This window comes from Curtobacterium sp. P97 (assembly GCF_023712445.1).
GTDB lineage: Bacteria > Actinomycetota > Actinomycetes > Actinomycetales > Microbacteriaceae > Curtobacterium.
In genome coordinates this window covers 1-467 of the sequence record NZ_JAMAYF010000088.1, presented here as the reverse complement: position 1 = coordinate 467, position 467 = coordinate 1, and the positions used below count along the sequence as shown (strand labels likewise).

The following is a 467-nucleotide window of genomic DNA, read 5'->3' as shown; positions in this document are numbered from 1 at the left end:
CATCGGGCCGGCCGACAAGGTCGTGCGGCTCGGCGACGCGCGTGTGCCGGCGTAGCGCTGCACGACCGCGTTCGCAGGCTCCGCCGGCCGTCGGCGCTTACCCGCGCAGCGGCGGATTGAGCTGCGCGAACGCCTGCTGGCGGCGATACGGAAAGTACGGATAAGGCGCTTGCGCCGCGCTCGCCGCATCGAGCTTCGCGACCTGCGCATCGGTCAGCGCCCAGCCGACCGCGCCGAGGTTCTGCCGCAGCTGTGCCTCGTTGCGCGCGCCGATGATCACCGACGACACCGTCGGGCGCTGCAGCAGCCAGTTCAGCGCGATCTGCGGCACGGTCTTGCCGGTTTCCTCGGCGACCGCGTCGAGTGCATCGACCACGTCGTACAGGCGCGCATCGTCGACCGGCGGCCCGAAGCCGGCCGTTTCATGCAGGCGGCTGCCTTCGGGCAGCGGCGTATTGCGCCGGACC

The 467-nt window shown here is 71.7% G+C and carries 1 protein-coding gene; it reads right to left on the bottom strand.

What is annotated here, in order from left to right; translation table 11 throughout:
* Positions 1–97: 97 nt before the first annotated feature.
* The coding region (locus tag M3677_RS18665; protein WP_251161148.1) for an aldo/keto reductase at positions 98–467 on the bottom strand (370 nt) is incomplete at its 5' end.